The organism is Roseovarius autotrophicus, from assembly GCF_018069895.1.
In the GTDB taxonomy this organism is placed as follows: Bacteria; Pseudomonadota; Alphaproteobacteria; order Rhodobacterales; family Rhodobacteraceae; genus Roseovarius; species Roseovarius autotrophicus.
Genome location: NZ_JAGQDH010000008.1, coordinates 53,602 through 70,183, shown reverse-complemented (window position 1 = coordinate 70,183; position 16,582 = coordinate 53,602). Strand labels below are relative to the sequence as shown.

The 16,582-nt window shown below is 63.9% G+C and carries 19 protein-coding genes; 5 read left to right on the top strand and 14 right to left on the bottom strand.

Annotated elements, in window-relative coordinates; all coding sequences use genetic code 11:
• Window positions 1-87: 87 nt before the first annotated feature.
• A complete protein-coding gene (locus tag KAK09_RS10590) occupies window positions 88-999 on the top strand; it encodes an MBL fold metallo-hydrolase (RefSeq protein ID WP_210878906.1) in 912 nt (303 codons plus the stop codon).
• A 3-nt stretch (window positions 1,000-1,002) separates the two neighbouring features.
• Complete coding sequence (locus KAK09_RS10585) at window positions 1,003-1,944, top strand: MBL fold metallo-hydrolase (protein WP_210878905.1); 942 nt, start codon at window positions 1,003-1,005, stop codon at window positions 1,942-1,944.
• Between the two features lie 53 nt (window positions 1,945-1,997).
• Here the strand turns inward: KAK09_RS10585 and KAK09_RS10580 are convergent, their stop codons facing one another.
• The 13 genes from KAK09_RS10580 to KAK09_RS10520 all read right to left on the bottom strand — a co-directional run bounded on the left by KAK09_RS10580 (window position 1,998) and on the right by KAK09_RS10520 (window position 13,406).
• Window positions 1,998-3,062 (bottom strand): YeeE/YedE family protein, encoded by a 1,065-nt coding sequence (locus KAK09_RS10580; protein ID WP_210878904.1) that lies wholly within the window; start codon window positions 3,060-3,062, stop codon window positions 1,998-2,000.
• 106 nt (window positions 3,063-3,168) lie between these two features.
• Complete coding sequence (locus KAK09_RS10575; protein WP_210878903.1) at window positions 3,169-3,597, bottom strand: DUF302 domain-containing protein; 429 nt, start codon at window positions 3,595-3,597, stop codon at window positions 3,169-3,171.
• Between the two features lie 34 nt (window positions 3,598-3,631).
• A complete protein-coding gene (locus tag KAK09_RS10570) occupies window positions 3,632-4,900 on the bottom strand; it encodes an FCSD flavin-binding domain-containing protein (RefSeq protein WP_210878902.1) in 1,269 nt (422 codons plus the stop codon).
• Between the two features lie 29 nt (window positions 4,901-4,929).
• Window positions 4,930-5,634, bottom strand: coding sequence for a c-type cytochrome (locus KAK09_RS10565; RefSeq protein WP_210878901.1), 705 nt, complete (start codon window positions 5,632-5,634; stop codon window positions 4,930-4,932).
• Window positions 5,635-5,637: 3 nt separating this feature from the next.
• Window positions 5,638-6,687 carry a c-type cytochrome gene (locus KAK09_RS10560; protein ID WP_210878900.1) on the bottom strand — a complete coding sequence of 350 codons (1,050 nt, stop codon included), beginning with the start codon at window positions 6,685-6,687 and terminating at the stop codon, window positions 5,638-5,640.
• Window positions 6,671-7,954, bottom strand: a complete 1,284-nt coding sequence (soxC, locus tag KAK09_RS10555; RefSeq protein ID WP_210878899.1) for a sulfite dehydrogenase — start codon at window positions 7,952-7,954, stop codon at window positions 6,671-6,673. The genes KAK09_RS10560 and soxC overlap by 17 nt, the downstream gene beginning before the upstream one ends.
• 26 nt (window positions 7,955-7,980) lie before the next feature.
• Window positions 7,981-9,678, bottom strand: a complete 1,698-nt coding sequence (gene soxB, locus KAK09_RS10550; protein WP_210878898.1) for a thiosulfohydrolase SoxB — start codon at window positions 9,676-9,678, stop codon at window positions 7,981-7,983.
• A 99-nt stretch (window positions 9,679-9,777) separates the two neighbouring features.
• Complete coding sequence (gene soxA / locus KAK09_RS10545; protein WP_210878897.1) at window positions 9,778-10,635, bottom strand: sulfur oxidation c-type cytochrome SoxA; 858 nt, start codon at window positions 10,633-10,635, stop codon at window positions 9,778-9,780.
• A 27-nt stretch (window positions 10,636-10,662) separates the two neighbouring features.
• Complete coding sequence (gene soxZ / locus KAK09_RS10540) at window positions 10,663-10,992, bottom strand: thiosulfate oxidation carrier complex protein SoxZ (RefSeq protein ID WP_210878896.1); 330 nt, start codon at window positions 10,990-10,992, stop codon at window positions 10,663-10,665.
• Between the two features lie 22 nt (window positions 10,993-11,014).
• Complete coding sequence (gene soxY, locus KAK09_RS10535) at window positions 11,015-11,431, bottom strand: thiosulfate oxidation carrier protein SoxY (RefSeq protein WP_210878895.1); 417 nt, start codon at window positions 11,429-11,431, stop codon at window positions 11,015-11,017.
• A 44-nt stretch (window positions 11,432-11,475) separates the two neighbouring features.
• Complete coding sequence (soxX, locus tag KAK09_RS10530; protein WP_210878894.1) at window positions 11,476-11,946, bottom strand: sulfur oxidation c-type cytochrome SoxX; 471 nt, start codon at window positions 11,944-11,946, stop codon at window positions 11,476-11,478.
• A 116-nt stretch (window positions 11,947-12,062) separates the two neighbouring features.
• Window positions 12,063-12,656: a thioredoxin family protein gene (locus tag KAK09_RS10525; RefSeq protein ID WP_210878893.1), complete on the bottom strand. Its 594-nt coding sequence runs from the start codon at window positions 12,654-12,656 to the stop codon at window positions 12,063-12,065.
• Window positions 12,657-12,668: 12 nt separating this feature from the next.
• The gene (locus KAK09_RS10520; protein WP_210878892.1) at window positions 12,669-13,406 is read right to left on the bottom strand and encodes a cytochrome c biogenesis CcdA family protein; all 738 of its coding nucleotides are present in this window, start codon (window positions 13,404-13,406) and stop codon (window positions 12,669-12,671) included.
• Window positions 13,407-13,482: 76 nt separating this feature from the next.
• Here KAK09_RS10520 and KAK09_RS10515 point away from each other — a divergent pair, with 76 nt between their 5' ends.
• Genes KAK09_RS10515 through KAK09_RS10505 form a run of 3 tightly spaced genes read left to right on the top strand, consistent with a single transcriptional unit; the run spans window position 13,483 to window position 15,269 of the window.
• Window positions 13,483-13,836, top strand: coding sequence for a hypothetical protein (locus KAK09_RS10515; RefSeq protein WP_210878891.1), 354 nt, complete (start codon window positions 13,483-13,485; stop codon window positions 13,834-13,836).
• Window positions 13,837-13,865: 29 nt separating this feature from the next.
• The gene (locus tag KAK09_RS10510) at window positions 13,866-14,180 is read left to right on the top strand and encodes an ArsR/SmtB family transcription factor (RefSeq protein WP_210878890.1); all 315 of its coding nucleotides are present in this window, start codon (window positions 13,866-13,868) and stop codon (window positions 14,178-14,180) included.
• A 39-nt stretch (window positions 14,181-14,219) separates the two neighbouring features.
• A complete protein-coding gene (locus KAK09_RS10505) occupies window positions 14,220-15,269 on the top strand; it encodes a YeeE/YedE family protein (protein WP_210878889.1) in 1,050 nt (349 codons plus the stop codon).
• A gap of 15 nt (window positions 15,270-15,284) precedes the next feature.
• Here KAK09_RS10505 and KAK09_RS10500 read toward each other — a convergent pair whose 3' ends face one another.
• Entirely contained in the window at window positions 15,285-16,571 is a 1,287-nt protein-coding gene (locus tag KAK09_RS10500; protein ID WP_210878987.1) for a branched-chain amino acid ABC transporter permease, read from the bottom strand.
• Window positions 16,572-16,582 lie beyond the last annotated feature (11 nt).

Below are 16,582 nucleotides of genomic sequence, written 5' to 3'. Positions count from 1 at the left end.
AGCGCCGTGGCTGCGACGATATCTTGCCTTGTGTTTGGGGCAGGTTTGCGCGATCATATTCCATAATACGAATATGGAGATGCCATCATGATCCTCACCCGGCGCAGATTGCTTGAACTTGCCGCGGCCACACCTCTTGCCCTTGCCGCGGCACGCGGTCATGCCGGGGCGCTTGACCTCGGTTCGGGGCGCCTTGACACGCTCAGTGACGGGCACCTGCTTTTGCCGCGCGACTTTGTTCTCGGGTCGCTGTCCGAGGCCGAGGCGGGGCCGGTCCTTGCCGCCCACGGGGTGACGGGAGACACGGTGGCGCCGCCCTGCAACCTGACGCTCTGGCAGGACGGGCCGCGCAAGGTGCTGTTCGATGCCGGCTCGGGTGCCGGGTTCATGCCCAGTGCGGGCAAGCTGGCCGAGTCGCTCGACGAGATCGGGGTTGGCGCGGACGAGATCACCCATGTGATCTTTACCCACGCCCATCCCGATCACCTCTGGGGGGTTCTGGACGAGTTCGACGATCCGGTTTTTGTCAATGCCAGCTACATGATCGGGCAGGCAGAGTGGGATTACTGGACCGATCCCGACACCGTCGAGAGCATCGGCGCGGCGCGCGCGGCCTTTGCCGTGGGGGCAGCGCGCAGGCTCTCGGAGATCGAGGACCGAATCGAGTTCATTCGCGGCGGGCAAGAGGTTCTGCCCGGGATCCTCGCCCACGACACGCCCGGCCACACGCCAGGCCACATCGCCTTCGAGATCCGGCAGGGATCAGAGGCGGTGCTGGTGGTGGGCGACGCCATCGGCAACGGCCATCTGGCGCTGGTGCGTCCCGACTGGCCTGCGGGTGCGGATCACGATGCCGACACCGGCATCGCCACGCGCACGCGCCTGCTGGACATGCTGGCGACGGATCGTATGGCGATGGTGGGCTTTCACCTGCCCGAGGGCGGGCTGGGCCGGGTGGAGCGTCATGACGGCGCCTATCGCTTCGTGGCAGAGGTCTGAACCATGCGCGCGCTTCTCACGATCCTCTTTCTCGCCTCCCCTGCCCTTGCCAGTGAGGGGATCGCCGACAAATATCCCGGCTCACCCCTCTACAACAAGCCGGTCGAGGTCATTCCGAACGTCTGGTCCGCCATCGGCGCGACTGCCCCGCCAACCTACGAGAATGCGGGCCATAACAACAACCTGAGCTTCATCGTCACCGGCGAGGGGATCGTGGTGGTTAATTCCGGAGCCTCTTACGCCCTGGCCGAGGCGCTGCACGCGGAGATCCGCGAGGTGACCGATGAGCCGGTGAGGATGGTCCTTGCCGAGAACGGGCAAGGACACGCCATGCTGGGCAATGCCTACTGGGTGGATCAGGGCGTGCCGGTCATCGCGCATGTGGACGCGGCGGCGGAGTTCGCCCATGATGGCGGAAGTTCTCTTGCAACCGCACAACGGATCACCGGCGAGAAGGCCGAGGGCACGCGGGTGGTGCCGCCCACCGAGACCTTCGAGGACGAATATATCGTGGAGCTGGGCGATTTCCGTATCGAGGCGCGCCATCTCGGGCCCGCGCACAGCCCCGGCGATATCGTCGTCTGGCTACCCCGGCAAAGCCTTGTCATCTCGGGCGACATGGCCTTTCACGAGCGCATGTTGCCGATCTTCGAGAACACGATCACCGCCGACTGGCTGGAAACCTGGGACAATGAGTTCGAGCCGCTGAATGCCACCTATGTGATCCCCGGCCACGGCCACCCAACAAACATGGATCAGGTGCGGCGGTATACAAAGGGCTATCTGGAATATCTGCGTGCGCGCATCGCCGAACATATCGATGCGGGCGGCGATCTGGCCGGGGCCTATTACGTCGATCAGTCGCCCTTTGTGCGGCTCGACACGTTCGAGGAACTGGCGACCAAGAACGCGGGCCGCGTCTTCGAGCAGATGGAGTGGGAATAGCCGGGCGCCAGTTCCCCGAACATTTCCCGCCGGAAGACACCGACGGCGGTTCTTCAGCCGAGAGCGGCGTGAGGGCTGCGCGCGGAAAGCGCCAGATGGGTCGCCATCGCGCCCAGCCACATCGCGCCGACCGCAATCCAGGCGGTAAGCGCGAAGATCGCGCCGCCCGACATGCCCGCGCCGACCGCGCAGCCACCCGCGAGCATCGAGCCGAAGCCCATGAGGGCCGCGCCGATCAGATAGCGCTCCATCGGCGTGCCGGAGCCAAAACGCTCGATCTTCCAGTCCCCCGTGACCAGCGCCATGCCGCCCGCCCCCACAAACACCCCCGGCACCAGCCCGACGCCGAAACCGAGCGGCAGCGCGGTTTCGTTGACAAGCCCCATGAGCGTGTCCGTGGACGGGCCGGTGAAAGTGACCGAAGAGATCGGCACAACCTCGAACGAGCTTTGCGCGATGGCATAGGTCGCAAGCCAGCCCAGCCCAACGGCCAGTCCCACCAGCGCGGCGGCAAGCGCATGGGTGGGGCGCACCTTTCGGACATGAGCGAGAGCAAAGGAGCCGAGCAGGATCAGCACGGCGATACCTGCTGCCGCCTCTGACGAGAGGCTGACCGTGTTGAGCAGGTTGCGCGCCGCCCCGCCCGGCACCGTCCAGAGCGTCGCCAGCCCCTCGCGCGCGGGCGAGAGGAACCCGCGCAACGATGCCTGCGCCACCAGCGTCAACACCAGTCCCGCCACCAGCGCGCGCAGGTTGCCCGAGGCCGAAAGCACCAGAAGGCGGCTTGCGCAACCACGCGCGAGGATCATGCCCGCGCCGAACATCAGTCCACCGATGATCGCGCCCGACAGGCTGCCCGTGGCGGCCAGCGGACGGGCGGCACTCACGTCGAGCCAGCCAAGCGCGATGGCGCCCTGCACCGAGAGCACACCGGCAGAAAACGCGATGAGCCAGACGGCAACGCGCGCACCGATCCGGCGTTCGGCCAGCTCCACCGTCGCCGCGCGCAGGCAGAAGCGCGAATGCTGCGCCGCCGCGCCGAAAAGCAGGCCAACAAGCGCGCCCGCCATGGCCAGAACGGCGCCATCGCCATAGGTGTCGAGGAGGATTTCCAGCATTGCGGGTGTCCATCGTGAAGATATGCGGCGAGCATACACATTCACCCACACGAATGTCTTGACCTGTGTCAATCGGGCCGCAGGATCTGCGGCCCGGTCGAGGGCGTTACTTCAGCGCCTCTTGCACGATCTCGTCGAGGAAAGCCTGCACCTTCTGCATCTCGCCCTCGGGCATGTTGCGATAACCGACCATTACCCCGCCCTCGCGCTCGGCCACGAATATGCCGTAGGGGCAATGGGCGATGTTCATGGGATCGGCCTCCATCACCTCTCGCGAGAGGGTGGCGGAACAGAACAGGAAGATGTCTGCCGCCTCGAAGATCTTCACATCGCTGCCCACGTCGGCGCCGGTGCGGTTGAGCATCTCGCCCACATGGCTGCGCAGATCAATGACAAGGCCGCGCCCGACGATGGCGCTTTCGACCGCAAAGGTGGCATCGTCGAACGTGCCCTCGAAGGGATAGGTGGTGGCCTCGCCCGCCAGCGCGGGAAGGGCCACAAGGCCGAACAGCCCTGCCAGAATAGTCTTTCTCATGGGTATTTCTCCTTTGTCTAAATTGCGGGCATCTTCAACTGAACATGTCCGCGGTGATCCCGGCATACCAGCCGACCGATTCCTCATAGGTCGCCCGCCGCGTTACCGCATCCTCGCCGGTGTCGGAGATGAAGCCATCTACCTTGGCGATCCGGTCTTCGGTGGCCTCGTAGGTCGCACCGACCTTGACCCCATCCTCGGGCGCGATCAGCGACCAGCAGGTGTTGGTGAATTTTGCGGGAAAGACCTTGGAACCGGTGAGCGCGCCGCGCACCGCCATGGCGCAGACCTTGGCCTGGGAATTGGCGGCAAAGCCGGATTTGGGCATGTCGCCCTGCGCCGCCGCATCGCCCAGAACATGCACATCCGGGTCCGCCTTGGATGACATGTCAGCGGCGTTGACGGGCGCCCAACGGCCATCGGTCACGCCGGCCAGATGGGCGATGCGGCCCGCCTGCTGCGCCGGAATGACGTTGCAGACATCGACCTTTTCAACCGTGCCGTCGATATCGACGGTCATCGCCGCAGGATCCACGCTGACGGTTTCGCCGCCGAAATCGGGACCGAGTCGCTCGATCATGCCGGGATAGTGGCGGTCCCAGCCTTCCTCGAACAGCGCCTGCTTGGAATATTTCTCTTTGGGGTCGATGAGCAGGATCTTGGCGGTAGGGTTGATCTGTTTCAGCACATGCGCGACCATCGAGATCCGCTCATATGGCCCAGGCGGGCAGCGGAACGGGTTGGGCGGCGCCACCATGGCAAAGCGCCCGCCCTGCGGCATCGCCATGATCTGCGCCTTGAGAAGTTCGCTTTGCGAGCCGGCCTTGTAAGCGTGGGGCATGGCGTTCTGCGCCGCGAGCGACCAACCGGGCACGGCGTCTTCGACGAAATCGATTCCGGGGCTGAGGATCAGTTTGTCATAGGGCAGCACCGCGCCGCCTGCGAGGCTGACGGTCCGGGCCGACCGGTCCACATCGACAGCCCAGTCATGCACGACGTTGATTGCGTATTTCGCGGCCAGTGTGCCGTAGGTATGGCCGATATCGTCAAGCTCGGTAAAACCGCCGATATAGAGATTGGAGAAGAAGCAGGTGAAATAGCTGCGCGTGGGTTCGACCAGCGTGACGTCGATCGCGCCCTTGCTGTCGCGGGCGATATAGCGCGCCGCCGTCGCGCCCCCTGCCCCGCCGCCGATCACGACGACGCGCGGCTTGCCATGGCCATCGGCCAGCACGGCCGGGGCTGACAGGCTCGCCGCCGTTGCGACCGTTGCGGCGAGAAATCCGCGTCTGTCCAATGTCATTGTCTTCTCCTCCCTCGCTTGGCCACGGATCATTCCAGGGCCTTGAAATAAGCGGCCAGGGCTGCAATCTCCTCGTCCGCGAGGCGCCCGGCCATCATCTGCATCACCGGATGCGGGCGCAGCCTGTTCTTGTAGGCGTGCATGGCCACGACGAAATCCTCTTCGGGCCATTGCGTGATCGAGGGGATGCCGTTGGCGCTGCCATCGACCTGATGGCAACTGACGCATTCGCTGCTGAGATATTCGCCATAGTCCGGGTCGCCCTGAATGGCCAGGATCTCGGGCGCGACCGCATGATCGGTGCCGCGCGCCGTAGGCGCGGCCTCGGGTATGTTGGAGGGGTTGTCGGAGAAGCGGCGCAGAAAGGCAATGAGGTCGGCGCGCGCCTGCGCGTCCTTCATGCCGCGATAACTCATACGGGTTTTCGACACGAGCGCGCGGGGATTCTCGATATAGGCATCGAGCGTCCGGAAATCCCAGGTCAGCCCGTCCACGCCCGCACGCGTCATCGACGCGGAATAGGGAAAGCCCTCATGCGCGCCCGCTCGCCGCCCGAAAATGCCGTTAAGATGGGGGCCGATGCCGTCGGCGGCACCGCTCCCGATCTGGTGACAGCCGGAGCAGTCCCGGAAGGCGGTATCGCCGCGCGCGGCGTCGCCGACAGGCTCGGCTTGGGCAAGCCCCGCCGCGAGGATCGCGGCAAGGCCAAGGGTCAATGGCGACCGGCGCGCCATCCGCTACTCGCTGAAACTGGCGAGATAGGCGGCGATCGCCGCGCGTTCGTCGGCGGATTTGAGACCTGCAAAGCCCATCTTCGTGCCCTTCATAAAGCCTTTTGGGCTTTCCAGGAAAGCCGAGAGCGTCTCTTCGGTCCAGACCAGCCCACCCTCGGCCATGGCCTGAAGCGCGCCGGAATACTTGAATCCATCGACGCTGCCCGCCGGATGCCACATGATGCCGTTGAGCGCGGGGCCGGCGCGATTGCTGGCACCCTCGCCCACCTGGTGGCACGCGCTGCATTTCCTGAATGCCTTTTCACCCGCCTCGATCAGCGCCGGATCGACGGCGGCGACGGCGACGGGGGCGGGTTCTGCCGACGCTTCGGCCTTCTGTTCGGGCTCGGCCGCCGGCTCCGGTGTGGCCGTGGAATCTGCATCGTCGGGGGTCACATCGAGCACGCGGGCGCGCATGGTGATCTCGACCGTATCCTTGCAATTCTCCATGCAGGGCTCGCCGTGCCAGATCGCGTATTCGGTCTCGGCCCGGTCATCGACGATGAAGCCACCCGCATTGGGCAGTTCAACATCCATAAAGTTCTCGTGGCTCAGTTCGAAATCATCCTCTACCAGGTTGTTGGAATAGAGGATGTAAGCGACGATGGCATAGACCTCGTCCGGGCTCAGGGTCTGGGCATTGCCGAAGGGCATGGAGCGGTTGACGTAATCCCAAAGCGTCGAAAGATAGGGCCAATAGGAGCCGACGGTCTTGAGCGGGTCGTCATGGTCAAGCGTGCCCCAGCCGCCGGCCAGCTTGGGCCAGTTCCCGACACCTTCGGCGAAATCGCCGTGGCAGACGGCGCACTGGTCGCCAAACACCTCGTCGCCGGTTTCCACGTCGCCGCGCCCCTCGGGCAGGCCGCGCCCGTCGGGCATGACCTTGACATCCCAGGCGGCGATTTCCTCGAGCAGGGCCGGGCGACCGAGGCCAAAGGGAGCAGCCCAGACAGCTGTGGCCGTGGCGCTGATTGCCAGCCCCGTCACAAGGGTGAATTTAAGAAATTTCGACATTCTCGGCCTCCCCGTTCGGACGAACCCACCAGGTCTGGATGCAGTTGTTGTGATAGATCGAGTTCTCGCCCCGCACCTCGCGCAGCTGTGCCTTGGTCGGCTGGATATAGCCGGTCTCGTCCATGGCGCGGCTTTGCAGCAGCATCTCCTCACCGTCCCAGGTGGTATCGAGATAGAACCGCGTCAGCGCCTTGGCCTCGCCCGGTTTGGCCAGACGGGCGGTTTCCCATGTCTTGCCACCGTCCTTGGACACATCCACGCGCGTAATTGCGCCATGGCCGGACCAGGCGAGACCCGTGATCACAAGCGGCCCCGTTCCGTGAGTGATGGGCGCTTGCGGACTGGGCGAGGTGATGATCGATTTGGCATCCATCACCCAGGTCCATTTACGGCTGGTGCCATCGGCCAGCGTATCGGTGTATTTGCTGGTTTCTTCACGGCTTTCGACGGCGGCATCGGTCACTTCGATGCGGCGTAGCCACTTGACCCACATGTTACCTTCCCAGCCCGGCACGACGAGGCGCACGGGATAGCCGTGCTCCTTGCGCAGCGCCTCGCCATTGGCCTTGAACGCGACAAGGCAATCGCCAAGCGCCTTGGCCATCGGGATCGAGCGGCCATTGGACGAGGCGTCAGCCCCCTCGACATAGACCCACTTGTCCTTGAGATCGCCCGCCACGTCCAGCCCGGCCTCTTCCAGCAGGGTGCGCAGCGGCACGCCGGTATATTCCATGTTGTGAATCATGCCATGGGTGAACTGTGCGCCATTGAGTTGCGCGCCAGCCCATTCCATGCCGGTATTGGCGGCACATTCGCAGAAATAAACGTGGTTCTCGCGTGGGAAGCGTTCGAGATCGGCATAGGTAAAGACCAGCGGCGTATCGACAAGGCCGTTGATCATCAGGCGGTAATCTTCCTTGCGCAGGTCGATCGCGCCGGAATGGTGACGTTCAAAGGCGCAACCCTGCGGCGTGATCGTGCCGTCGAGCGCATGAATCGGGGTAAAGTTGATCGAAGATGTCGTGTCGGCGGTCAGCCATTCCACATTGCGGCGGATCACGTCGGATTCATACTGAATCGGCAGGCCGTAGGGGGTGGCATCGACGCCATCGCCAAAACCATTTGCCCAGGGCTGCACCTCTGTGATCAGTGGATCGGGCGTGCCCGCCTGCGCCGTGCCTGCGGCCACGGCGCCCGCTGCCGCTGCCACGCTGCCGCGCAGGAAGGCGCGGCGCGAGGTGGGTTTACCCTTGATGAGTTCAGACATCTCGAATGCCTCCTTTCAACATGCTCTTACGCGCCGATGACCTTGACGCTGTCATTGGGGGCAAGGCGGATGGTGCCCTGCTTGCGGATGTGGTTTTCCACCACGTCCCAGATCTGCGGGCCCTCGGTGCCCTCGTTGACGCTGGCCCAGCCGGCGACGACGTAATTTTTTGACGGAACAATCGCCTCGCCAGTCCGGAGCAGGGTCATCTCGCTGATCCGGCTGCCCTGCGGCTGGTTGATGTCGATCCGGTAGCCAAGCCCGCCGGTGCGCACCATGTCGCCGCCCTGCTGGTAATAGGGGTCGGGGTTGAAGATGTTGTCGGCCACGTCCTCGAGGATCACCTTGATGAACTCGCCGGTCATCTCGGAGCGATAGGCCTGACCATAGGTCATCGAGGTGACGTTGAAGATGTCTTCGCGGGTGATGTCCTGACCGGGGATCAGCGACGGCCCCCAGCGGACGCCGGGCGACATGGCGATGTCAGCATCGCGCTCGGCGATCAGCGCGTCACAGATCAGATCGTCCCAGGTTCCGTTGAAATTGCCGCGCCGGTAAAGCAGGCTGTCGGTTTGGCCGATCACCTCGGTCAACTGGTCGAGATAGGGCGCGCGCTGCTCGTCGATGAGCGCGGCAACCGCCTTGTCCGGCTCGATCACATCCGAGAAGATCGGGATGAGCTTGTGGCGGAAACCCATCATGCGACCGTCGCGCACATCGAGATCGACGCGGCTGACGAATTTGCCGTTGGAGCCGGAGGCGATGATGAGTGTCTCGCCGACAAGCACCGGCTCGGGCAGGGCATCATGGGTGTGCCCCGACAGGAGCACGTCGATGCCCTTGACGCGGCTTGCCATCTTCTTGTCCACGTCAAAGCCGTTGTGGCTGAGGCAGACAACCAGTTCGGCCCCCTGCGCGCGCACCTCGTCCACCATGGCCTGCATGTTCTCGTCCCGGATACCGAACGAGTATTCGGGGAACATCCAGCCGGGGTTGGCGATCGGCATGTAGGGGAAGGCCTGACCGATGACCGCGATCTTGACGCCGCCGCGCTCGAAGAAGGTGTAGGGGGGGAAAACATCGGTCGGCTCGTTCCACTCGGCGTCAAAGATGTTCTGTCCCAGAGCGGCGAAGGGCAGCCCCTCAACAATCTCATGCACGCGGTCAGAACCGAGGGTGAATTCCCAGTGAAAGGTCATCGCGTCGGGCTTGAGCGCGTTCATCACGTTGACCATGTCCTGCCCTGCCGTGTGATAGCAGGTATAGGAGCCGTGCCAGGTGTCGCCGCCATCGAGCAGGATCGCGTCAGGGCGATCGGCGCGGATGGCGTTGATCACGGTGGCCACACGATCAAGCCCGCCGACCCGGCCATAGGCCTGCGCCAGCGCACTGAAATCGCCCGAGGACAGCGCGTAATGCGACGGGCTGCCATCATCAATGCCATAAAGGCGGCGGAAATCGGCGCCGGTGACATGAGGGACTGCGCCCCGGTTGCCGCCCACGCCGAGGTTGATCGACGGTTCACGGAAATAGATCGGCTTGAGCTGCCCGTGAATATCGGTGATGTGAATCAGGCTCACATTGCCGAACGTGTCAAATTGCAGAAGCTGATCCTGCGTCAGCGCCTGCTGTGCTGCAAGTCGCGCCCAGTTGCCAAAGGAGGACGCCCCAAGAATGGCCGAGGCGGCCATGCTCGTCTGAAGAAAATCACGCCGCGAGATCATGTCGGACCCTTCCATGCCCCGCATGGAACCCATGCGGTTTTTTGAATATTTAAGATTGAGGAAAACCCCGCACGGGCGCTGCCCGGCGGGGTAATCCGATCAGTTGCGGACGGACGGCCCCTCGACCGACAGACCATTGCCACGGCTGGCCACATAAAGCTCGAGTGCGATGAACTCGGGGCTTCCGACGGCGAAGGTCTCGGCACGGGTGTCACGGATGCAGCCGCGGAAACGGTGCTGCGCTGCCACCAGCTTGGCGTCCTTGAGACGGTAGGTCGGGAAGCCGTTGATCTGGCCCTGGCTCAGGTGGTCGGCCCGGATCATCCGCCCGTAATTGTCCTCGTGACAATTGGCGCAGCTCAGCTCTAGCTGGCCGAAACGGGTGTAATAGATATCCTTGCCCTTTTCCCAGGTCTCGCGGGCGGGACCGTCAATCGCCACGTTCATCGGCATACCGCGCGAGACCGCGGAAATCAGCGCCGTCATGTTGATCATGTCTTCGCCGGTGTATTTCCAGGGCTCGGCCTGCATCTGCTCGGTGCGGCAGGCGTTGACCTGCATTTCGAGCGTGCGCACCTCGCCCGCCGTCTCGTTCCACTTCGGGTAGACGGCGCGGACGCCCTTCATCGACTCGTCCACGTCGCCGTGACAGCTTGCGCAGGACTTGCCCGCCGCGCCGTCGACCATGTCCCAGGTCTCTCGCGCCTGATCGGCGAACATCATGCCCGGATTGTCGAAATCGTCGGCCTGCATGGCGCGCGTCTCGTCGCCGCGGAAATGCCAGCCCGAAATCACCTCGGTCAGCGCCCCGTCAAGCGCCTCGGAAGGTTCGGTCCATGTGACAAGTTCAATCTCGTCGTTGAGGTTGAGCGTGTCCTCGGCAGGCTCCGCGAGGGCGGGGCCTGTCATCATCGCCGTGGCGCCGAAAAGCGCGGCAAGCATCTTGGTTCGTGTCATTCTCGTCCCTCCCTCGACGATTCCGGCTCAGGCGAGCGCGATCGACTTCACATCCTCGTAGATCGAGCCATCGTCGTCATACCAGGTGAACTTGAACTCCCCCGCCTCGGGCACGATCGCCTCGAATTCGAAATAGGGGTTGGTCGAGATCGCCGGTTCCATCGTCACGTCCACGACCGTCTGGCCGTTGAATTCGGCGGTGAAGCGGTTGATGATCGAGCGGGGGATGGTATTGCCGTCGGCATCCTTGCGCTGGCCGGATTCCATCGTGTGGTTCACGAGGGTCTTGATCGAGATTGTTTCGCCCGCCGCTGCCGATTTCGGAAGCTTGATGCGTGGTTTGACATCTTGTGCCATGGGTGTATCTCCTTGAATTTCCTCAGCCGCCGCAGCCGCCGATGGTGACCTTGACGTTGCGCGAGGCACGCGCGAACGTTCCGTCCTTCATCTTCGCGACCGCGACCACGTCCTGCGTGCCGGCAAGGCGGATCCGGGTCGAAGCGAATTGCGACCCGGCCAGCGGACCGAAGTTGAACTGGGCCACGCCCGGCGTCGGGTTACCCATGGCAAGCACGAGGATCGCCTCGGCCCCGGGCGCAGAGACCTCGATCGGCACGGTGTTGCCGTTCTCGGCGATCTCGGGCGCAGTCAGGGTGATCCCGGTATCGGCCATCGCGGCCCCGCCGGTGAATTCCGCGATCTTATCCTCGGCGGCAGCGCTGGCACGCATCGGCAGACCGAAGGCCACAAAGGCCCCCGCGCCCATGATCATCACGTTGCGTCGTGAAAGTTGCATTTGTCTTTTCTCCTGTATCTTTGGCCCGCCTGCGCGGGACAGGGTCAGTCCTTGAGGGTCACCAGATAGGCGACCACATCTTCGATTTGCTGCGCGGTCAGAAGCGGGCCGAAGGTTTCGTCCGCCGCCTTGCCGGTAAAGGCGTTGCCGGGCCGGGTGTAGCCATCCACACGGTAGAAGCTGGGCATCATCGAGCCGGGGAACATTTCCTTGGCATTGGCGACGATGCCGCGCAGTTCGGCCTCGGTCCAGCGGTCGCCGGTCCCGTCCAGCATCGGGCCAATCTCGCCATGGAATGGGATGTCGGCCATTTCGGAATTGGCGTGGCAGGCCACGCAGTTGCCGAGCGACCGGCTGCCCAGAACCTCGCGGCCGCGCGCCGGATCACCGGGTTGGCCAGTGAGCGAAACCGTGATGGCCCCATCCTCGAACGCGACATCGCCAGGGGCGATCTCAGCCGCCGTGACGCTTGTCGCCATTCCCGCAAGCGACAGGGCAATAATCGTGCGTTTCATGCGTCCTCCCTAACACATTCAGAATTCAGTATATCATAGGACACAATCGCGGGATCACACAACATTAAATTCTTATTCTTGAATTTAATGTATTCGGCGCCTCACCAATGCTGTGGTCAATCGGACTTGCGCGTGGCGCGTTCGGCGATCATGCGCGCATGGTAGCGCTGAAAATCTTCATCCCCGTCAAGCGCATACCGCTTTTCCCGCACCCAGGTCAGCAGGTCCAGCGTGGTGCCCGCCTCGAACGCGCCGGGCATCATCGCAACCGCCGCCTGCGCCGCTGTCTGCCCCTCGTCCACCTCCTCGGGCAGGAACAGAATGGACGGGGTGAACAGCAAGCCCCATTTCCGTGCCGCCTGTTTCTCGGTCAGCGATTCGCCGTCGAAATCGGTCACCTCGGTATCGCCGTGCAGGTTGATCCGCACCACGAAATAGTTGTCCCGGATGTAGTCGGCGATCTCGGGGCGGGGGAATACCTTCTCATGCATCCGCGTGCAGTAGATGCAGCCGCGCTGCTCGACAATCAGCATCAGGCGCTTGCCCTCGGCATTGGCATCGTCCAGATCCTCGCGCAGATCCTTGAACGTGTCGCGGATCCAGTCGACCTTGTGCAGCCCGTCATCGCCAAGCTCCGCCGCGGCGACCGGCAGGGCCAGAACCAGCGCGGCCAGAAGGCGCAGGACCAGCAATCTCAGGAATCGTGTCATGGCATGTCCTCCCTAAATGTTCTGGAATACCGGAAAGGTCTCCAGCATCCATTGTGCGATGTAGTTGACGCTGTCGGTCGCGATGAGCGCAGCAAAGACGATCAGCAGGACACCCATCGCCTTTTCAACTTTGGGCAGATGCCGCCGGAACCGCGCGACAAAGCGCAGGAACGGCCCGATGAAGAGCGCGGCCACCATGAAGGGAATGGTCATGGCAAGGCCAAAGACCAGCATCAGGCCAAGCCCGCGCATCGCCGTCGCCTCGGTGCTGGCGGTAAAGACCACCGCCGTGAGCACACCGCCGACACAAGGCGTCCACCCGGCGGCAAAGGCAAAGCCCACCACATAGGCACCGAGAACCGACATGCCCCTGGTCTCGCCCGCCTCGATCTGGAACACGCGGTTGAGAAAGCCGATGCGCAGAACGCCAAGGAAATGCAGGCCCAGAACCAGCACGATCAGCGCTGCGACAAGACGAAATTCGGTCTGATATGCGCGGAATGCCTGACTAAGGCCAAAGGCCGCCGCGCCAAGAAGCACAAAGACGGTGATGATCCCTGCCGAGAACATGACCGAGGCGGCAAAGGCGCGCGCGCGCACTCCCGGCGCAAGCTGACCCCCTGCCCCCACCGCCGAGACCGAGGCCCCGGCCATGTAGCTGAGGTAGAAGGGCACGATCGGAAGAACACAGGGCGAGAAGAATACGATCAGCCCCCCCAGAAAGGCGCTTAACAGCGAGACATCGAACATGGGCGCCCTCGGGGTTGATTCATTCAAACATTCAAACTATCATATGTTTTTGCACCTCCGTCAATCGGAGCGCCCGATGCGCTTTCTTGCCCTTCTCTGCCTTCTGGTCCTTCCGGTCCCGTTGCACGCGGCCGAACTCCTGATGGTCGAGCGGCATGGCTGCGCCTGGTGTGACCGCTGGAACGCCGAGATCGCCCCGATCTATCCCAAGACCGAGCAAGGCGCGCGCGCGCCGCTGCGCCGCGCACAGATCAACGCCCTGCCCGATGATGTGATCCTTGGCTCGCGGCCGATCTTCACACCCACCTTCATCCTGATCGACAACGGCCGCGAACTGGGCCGGATCGAGGGGTATGGGGGGGATGAATTCTTCTGGTTTCTGCTGACAAATCTGCTTGACGCGCACCCAGACGCGACGGCATTGCCCTGACAATCCGCCAAGGAGCGTGGTCCAAGCCCATGGAAGTTACCCAACAGAGCCTCAACGCCATGCACAGCCACGCCTGTGACGCGGCGGAGTTCCTCAAGGCGATCAGCCACGAGGGTCGGCTCATGATCCTGTGCCACCTCACGACCGGCGAGAAATCGGTGTCGGAACTGGAGGAATTGCTCTCGGCCCGGCAAGCGGCGGTCTCGCAACAGCTCTCGCGGCTGCGGCTGGAGGGGCTTGTATCGCCAAGACGGGAAGGCAAGGCCATCTATTACAGTTTGACAGACGAGCGCGCGATGCGGATCCTGACCGTGGTCTACGACATGTTCTGCCGCAAAGCCTGAGAGGGCGCGTCAAGCACGTAGACCAGGGGAGGACGGCCTATGATATCGGAGATTCCCGAACCGCTTCTGATCACGCTCGCAGCCTTTGGCGGCGGGGTTCTTCTGGGGCTGGCCGCGCGCGTAGGGAGGTTCTGCACCCTGGGCGCGATCGAGGACGTGCTTTATCAGGGCAGCGACACGCGATTGCGCATGTGGGGGCTGGCCATCGGCTTTGCCGGGGTAGCGGGATTCGGCATGGCCGCGCTCGGCTTCTTCGAGATCGCAGAGAATGTCTATTGGCTCACGCCATGGTCGCCGCTGGCCAGCGTTCTGGGCGGTCTGCTCTTTGGATATGGCATGTCGATTGCCGGGAATTGCGGACATGGCGCACTGGCGCGGTTCGGCGGCGGCGACCTGCGCGCCTTCGTCATCGTGCTGGTGATGGGAATTTCGGCCTATGTGATGATGTCAGGGCCGCTGGCCGCCCTGCGCGTCACCGTGACCGATGCGACAAGCCTGAACTGGCAGACCCGCAGCTATGCCGAGGTGCTGGCCAGGCTGACCGGCCTGCCGATAATCGGGGCCGGGCTTGCCCTCTCGCTTGCGATCCTGGGGCTGGCACTCGGCTCGCGCCGCTTTCTGGCGGATCGGCGGGCGGTGTTCTGGGGCTGTGCCGTGGGGCTGGCCATCGCCTCGGGCTGGGCTGCCACGTCCTATGTGGCAACCCACGGCTTCATGGCGCAGCCGGTGATCTCGCACACTTTCTCGGCGCCCCTGGGCGATACGATCCTGTACCTGATGACCGCCAGCGGCGGCACCGCCTTCAGCTTTGGCGTGGCCTCGGTTCTTGGCGTTCTGGCCGGGGCCTTTGCGGGCAGCCTCTGGAAGCAGCATTTTCGCTGGGAAGCCTGCGAGGATCCACGCGAATTGCGCCGCCAGATCCTCGGCGGCATCTGCATGGGCTTTGGCGGGGTAATCGCCGTCGGCTGTTCGGTCGGTCAGGGCATGTCGGCCTTTTCGGTGCTGGCGCTGAGCGCGCCGGTCACCTTCGCCGCCATCTTTGCCGGGGCGGCGCTCGGGTTGCGTCAATTGATCACCGGATTTGCCTGAGACAGCCGGGGGCGCTCATTTTTCGGGGATCAGCCCGCGCGGGCTGAAGCGCAGCACCACAAGCAACAGCACCCCCATGGTCAGAAGCCGCATATGCGCGGCCGAATCCAGCAGATGCGCCTTCAGCCAGTGGCCATCCGCCATGCCGGCAGTCACCGCCTGCATCACCGCCAGCCCGAGTGGTTCGACCATCACCCAGAGCCACCAGATCAGCAGCCCGCCCAGAACCGAGCCCCAATTGTTCCCGGATCCGCCCACGACGACCATCACCCAGACCAGAAAGGTAAAGCGAAGCGGTTGATAGCTGCCCGGCGTCAACTGTCCGTCCAGCGTCGTCATCATCGCGCCCGCCACGCCCACGATGGCCGATCCCAGCACAAAGACCTGCAAATGCCGCGCCGTCACATCCTTGCCCATGGCTGCGGCGGCGACCTCGTTGTCGCGGATCGCGCGCATCATCCGCCCCCAGGGCGATTTCAGCGCCAGTTCCAACGCCACCACGATGACCAGGATCACCACCAGGAACAGCCCGGCATAGCCCAGCTTGACAATGATCGATGAGGCCGTTGCCGGATCGAACCCAAGGCCGCTCGCCCAGTCGCCAAAGCCCGGACGCTGCTGCAAGGCGACCTCGTAGGGCACGGGCCAGGGGCGCGGGATGCCGGTCACGTTTTTCACCCCGCGCGCCAGCCAGTCCTCGTTCTTGAGAACCGCGATGACGATCTCGGAAATCCCAAGTGTGGCGATCGCCAGATAATCCGATCGCAACCCGAGCGCCGTCTTGCCGATCAGCCAGGCGGCCCCGGCGGCCAGAACACCCCCGGCCGGCCAGGCCAGCAGCACCGGCAGCCCCATCCCGCCCAGATAGCCGGTTCCGGCCGGGTTCACCGCCTCGACCGCCGCCGTCGCCGGATCAAAGACGGCGCGAAACAGGAAGAACCCCGCCAGCAGCACCCCGGCGACCAAAACCCCGCGCGCGCGCCCTTTCGGCATCCTTGCCCAGATCATCATGGCCGCGATCACCGTCGCCGCCCCTATCAGCAGGCCAAGGATCACCCCCATACCGCCCGCCGCCCATGCCTCGGGCACCGGCGGCATCGAGACCACCACCGCCGCCAGCCCGCCAAGCGCCACAAAGCCCATCACCCCGATGTTGAACAGGCCGGCATAGCCCCATTGCATGTTGACCCCAAGCGCCATGATCGCGCCGATCAGGGCCATGTTCACAATGGCCAGCGTCAGGTTCCAGCCATAGATCATCGCCGTCGCGGCATAGAGAACCGCCACCCCGGCGAACAGCATCAGATTGCGAT

Excerpts from the sequence above, each read along its gene's own strand:
- soxZ (WP_210878896.1), bottom strand. The coding sequence starts at position 10,992 with ATGGCACAAGATGTCAAACCACGCATCAAGCTTCCGAAATCGGCAGCG.
- KAK09_RS10500 (WP_210878987.1), bottom strand. The coding sequence starts at position 16,571 with ATGCTGTTCGCCGGGGTGGCGGTTCTCTATGCCGCGACGGCGATGATC.
- soxX (WP_210878894.1), bottom strand. The coding sequence starts at position 11,946 with ATGAAACGCACGATTATTGCCCTGTCGCTTGCGGGAATGGCGACAAGC.
- KAK09_RS10560 (WP_210878900.1), bottom strand. The coding sequence starts at position 6,687 with ATGTCGAAATTTCTTAAATTCACCCTTGTGACGGGGCTGGCAATCAGC.
- KAK09_RS10570 (WP_210878902.1), bottom strand. The coding sequence starts at position 4,900 with ATGACATTGGACAGACGCGGATTTCTCGCCGCAACGGTCGCAACGGCG.
- soxY (WP_210878895.1), bottom strand. The coding sequence starts at position 11,431 with ATGCAACTTTCACGACGCAACGTGATGATCATGGGCGCGGGGGCCTTT.
- soxC (WP_210878899.1), bottom strand. The coding sequence starts at position 7,954 with ATGTCTGAACTCATCAAGGGTAAACCCACCTCGCGCCGCGCCTTCCTG.
- soxA (WP_210878897.1), bottom strand. The coding sequence starts at position 10,635 with ATGACACGAACCAAGATGCTTGCCGCGCTTTTCGGCGCCACGGCGATG.
- soxB (WP_210878898.1), bottom strand. The coding sequence starts at position 9,678 with ATGATCTCGCGGCGTGATTTTCTTCAGACGAGCATGGCCGCCTCGGCC.
- KAK09_RS10515 (WP_210878891.1), top strand. The coding sequence starts at position 13,483 with ATGCGCTTTCTTGCCCTTCTCTGCCTTCTGGTCCTTCCGGTCCCGTTG.
- KAK09_RS10505 (WP_210878889.1), top strand. The coding sequence starts at position 14,220 with ATGATATCGGAGATTCCCGAACCGCTTCTGATCACGCTCGCAGCCTTT.
- KAK09_RS10525 (WP_210878893.1), bottom strand. The coding sequence starts at position 12,656 with ATGACACGATTCCTGAGATTGCTGGTCCTGCGCCTTCTGGCCGCGCTG.
- KAK09_RS10585 (WP_210878905.1), top strand. The coding sequence starts at position 1,003 with ATGCGCGCGCTTCTCACGATCCTCTTTCTCGCCTCCCCTGCCCTTGCC.
- KAK09_RS10580 (WP_210878904.1), bottom strand. The coding sequence starts at position 3,062 with ATGCTGGAAATCCTCCTCGACACCTATGGCGATGGCGCCGTTCTGGCC.
- KAK09_RS10565 (WP_210878901.1), bottom strand. The coding sequence starts at position 5,634 with ATGGCGCGCCGGTCGCCATTGACCCTTGGCCTTGCCGCGATCCTCGCG.
- KAK09_RS10575 (WP_210878903.1), bottom strand. The coding sequence starts at position 3,597 with ATGAGAAAGACTATTCTGGCAGGGCTGTTCGGCCTTGTGGCCCTTCCC.
- KAK09_RS10520 (WP_210878892.1), bottom strand. The coding sequence starts at position 13,406 with ATGTTCGATGTCTCGCTGTTAAGCGCCTTTCTGGGGGGGCTGATCGTA.
- KAK09_RS10510 (WP_210878890.1), top strand. The coding sequence starts at position 13,866 with ATGGAAGTTACCCAACAGAGCCTCAACGCCATGCACAGCCACGCCTGT.
- KAK09_RS10590 (WP_210878906.1), top strand. The coding sequence starts at position 88 with ATGATCCTCACCCGGCGCAGATTGCTTGAACTTGCCGCGGCCACACCT.